3 protein-coding genes are annotated in these 3561 nt (G+C 62.1%); all 3 read left to right on the forward strand.

The window, feature by feature from the left end:
- The coding region (locus tag ACXRVY_RS20385) for a GMC oxidoreductase (RefSeq protein ID WP_458238095.1) at nucleotides 1-1456 on the forward strand (1456 nt) is incomplete at its 5' end.
- A gap of 40 nt (nucleotides 1457-1496) precedes the next feature.
- The gene (locus ACXRVY_RS20390) at nucleotides 1497-2477 is read left to right on the forward strand and encodes an NAD-dependent epimerase/dehydratase family protein (protein ID WP_458238096.1); all 981 of its coding nucleotides are present in this window, start codon (nucleotides 1497-1499) and stop codon (nucleotides 2475-2477) included.
- A gap of 10 nt (nucleotides 2478-2487) precedes the next feature.
- The coding region (locus tag ACXRVY_RS20395; protein ID WP_458238097.1) for an aspartate aminotransferase family protein at nucleotides 2488-3561 on the forward strand (1074 nt) is incomplete at its 3' end.

Consider the following 3561-nt stretch of genomic DNA (forward strand, 5'->3'; position numbering starts at 1 on the left):
ATTGATGCTGTTTCGGAACATCGAGGACTACCTTCGGTCTGGCTTTCAGCCGCGTGTGTGCATCATCGGAACGGGCCCGGCGGGCATGTCGATCGCTTTGCGGCTGGAGGATCGCAAGATTCCCTGCTTGCTTGTGGAAGCCGGAGGATTCGAGTTCAGTGCGGCGTCACAGGACTTCTATCGCGGCGAAGTCATTGGCGACCAATACCACAAGCTGCACGAGGCGCGCCTTCGGCAATTTGGAGGGTCTTCAGGGCATTGGGCTGGTTGGGTGCGCCCGCTCGATTCGAGCGACTTCGAGCCCCGGGCCTACATGCCCTACTCGGGTTGGCCCATCGGCTTGTCGGACCTGGAACCCTATTCCACCGCGGCCGAGCAACTCCTGAAGGTCAAGCCGCACTTGAACGATCGGCCGATGACGCCGGACATCGACTACATCCACTATCGCTACAGCCCGCCGGTGCGCTTCGGGACCGACTACCGTGCGCACGTCGAACAGTCCGGAGCGATCGGATTGCTCCTGAATGCGCCGGTGCTCGAGCTCGTCCCGGGCAAGGACCGGATCGCTGCGATCAAGATTGCCGATGGCACCCAGGGCGGACGCAGCTTACCGGTGGATCAGGTTTGCCTGTGCACAGGCGGTATCGAGAACAGCCGAATCCTTCTTTGGTCGAATGCGCGTCACCAAGGGCGCGTAGTGTCCCGTGCGGAGACTCTGGGCCGCTACTGGATGGAGCATATCGATCATGCCCTCGCCGATGTATTCACTTTCGACAACTACGAGGCACGGTTCGATATACCGGTCCAGGAAAGATGGCTGTTCGCTCCGTCGGATCGTGCAAAGAAGACTTACGCAATCGGTGGGGCGCATATCTGGATGCATGGTCATGAAGATGATCCGGACCGGGCAAAGGAGCTCTTTCACGAGGTCATGTGCGTTGCGCCGGATCTCTCCAATCGCTTTCTCAAGCGTCTCGGCAAGGAGTATCACTGTGGTGGCAGCATCCACGCCGAGTTCGAGCAGGTACCGATTCCGGAGAACCGCATCGAGCTCGACACTCGCACCGATGCGCAGGGCGTGCCGTGCAGTCGCCTGTACTGGAAGAAGTCAGAATTCGAGAGGCGCACCGCCTTCACGATGACCCGTCTGCTCGGTGAAGCCTTGATCAAGCAGAGCATCGGCCGCTTGCGCATGCGCAACTACTTGACCGACGGCACCGCGTGGCCGCTGGGCGACCAGGGTGCCGGTTTTCACCACATGGGCGGAACGCGCATGGCGGATTCGCCGGCGACCGGGATCGTCGACAAGAACTGCAAGGTCTTCGGGATGGACAACCTCTACGTCGGCGGATCTTCGGTATTCACGACCGGTGGCCACGCCAGCCCGACCTACAACATCGTCAGGCTGGCCCTTCGCCTTGGCGACCACCTTGCCGGCAAGCTGGCACGTGCATGAACAAGACCGCATATTCATTCGAGTTCACTAACCACACCGCATGAAACACATCATCTTTGGCGGTAATGGATTTGTCGGCAGATATGTTGCGCGAGATCTGCTCGCGGTCGGCGAGGAGGTGCTCATCTGTGACATCGCCAAAGATGCGACGCTGCAGATCTATCAGAAGGCCCAGTTTCTCGAGGTCGACATCACCAAGCCCGAGCAGGTTGCCAAGGTGCCGATCGCGGCGGACGACATCGTCTACAACCTGGCAGCCCGCATGCTGCACCCGATCATCAAGCGCGCCGCGCGCTACGAGTATTTCTATTCCGTCGACTACCACGGCGCCGTTCACATCATCGATGCGATGGAGCGTGCCGGCTGCAACAAGCTCGTGCAGTTCAGCACCGACATGGTGTACGGGCCGCTGCAGACGCCCCCGCCGGTGAAGGTCGATCACCCGCGCGTGCCAATCGGCGAGTATTCGGCGAGCAAGATGGCGCTGGAGGACTACTGCTTCGGCAAGCGTGCCCAGGGTCTCAACGTGTCGATCTTCAGGCCGCGGCTGATCATCGGGCCGGGCCGCGTCGGCATTCTCGGCAAGCTCTTCCATCTGATGCGGCTCAACCTGCCCGTGCCCTTGATCGGCAACGGCAAGAACCGCTACCAGATGGTGGCGGTGTTCGATTGCGCGAGCGCCGCCATCTGCTCCGCCGACAAGGGTGTGATCAACGGCGAGTTCAACCTCGGCTCGGCAAACCCGCCGAACGTGCGGCAACTCTTGTCGGAGGTGATTCGCCAGGCCGGCTCGAAGTCGATCCTGATCCCCACCATCGCGGCGCCAGCCAAGGTGCTGCTGCGCTTCCTTGACCGGATCGATCTGCCGCTGCTGGTCCCCGAGCAATTCGAGATCGCGGACCACGACTATGTGGTCGATATCGAGCACACCATGCGCTCGCTCGATTGGCAGCCGAAGTTCGGCGACCAGGACATGATGAACGACGCCTACCGCCAGTTCCTTGCGGCGCGCAGAACCTGAGGAACCTAGGATGACGACCCGTCCCAACCTGATGACCGTCGAGGCCGCCAAGGCCCTGTCCGTGCAAGACGTGCGAGGCCTCTTCGAGCGCCACCTGAACCCCGGTCAGCTGCACTTTCTCAAGCTGCTCGGCTTCGATCAGGTTCTCGTGAAGCGCGCCGAGGGCATGTACTACTACGACCAGAACGACCGCGCCATTCTCGATTTCTTCGGCGGGTTCGGCTCGGTCGCGTGCGGCCACAACCACCCGCGCATCCTCGAGGCGCGCAAGCGTTTCCAGGACGAACAGCGCCATGAGATCTGCATCGCGTTCATGTCGCAGTACACGACGGCGCTGGCCCACAACCTGGCGGCAATCGCGCCGGGCGATCTCGAAACCGTGTTCCTGACCAATTGCGGCTCGGTCGCGAACGAGGCGGCGCTCAAGCTGGCCGAGAGAAGCGCCGGCCCGAAGCGCACGACCATCGCGTATACCACCAATTCATTCCACGGCAAGACGCGCGCCGCGCTGTCCGTCACCGACTCTGCGTTCTATCAGAGCGGGTTCACGCTGCTTCCCAACCGCCGGCGCGTCACCTTCGGCGATCTCAACTCGCTCGAAGAGGCTTTCAAGTCCGACCCTTCCATCGGCACCTTCATCGTCGAGACCGTGCAGGGCGGTGCGGGCATCGTCGCCGCGAGCGAAGCCTATTGGAAGGGCGTGCGCCAACTGTGCGACCGCTACGGGGTCATCTGGCTCGCCGACGAAGTGCAATGCGGCGTCGGGCGCACCGGCAAGTTCTTCGCGTTCGAACACTACGGTGTCGTGCCCGACATCGTGACCCTCGCGAAGTCGCTCGGCGGCGGCAAGACTGCGATGGGCGCCTACATCGCGCGGCGCGACATCCACATGAAGGCCTACGGTCCGTCGAAGGTGGCGTTGATCCACGGCCCTGCAACCTTCAGCGGCATGGGCGAGGGCTGCATCACCGCGATCGAAGCACTCAACGTGATCTACGACGAAAACCTCATCGACAACTCCGCTGCGATGGGCGTTCGCCTGCTGGACGGCCTGCGCGCCTTGCAGCAGAAGCATCCCAAGGTG

The organism is Pseudomonas sp. P5_A2_2 (assembly GCF_054177685.1).

What these genes read in the sequence shown, in the direction of transcription:
- ACXRVY_RS20390 (WP_458238096.1), top strand. Translation starts at nt 1,497, where the DNA reads ATGAAACACATCATCTTTGGCGGTAATGGATTTGTCGGCAGATATGTT.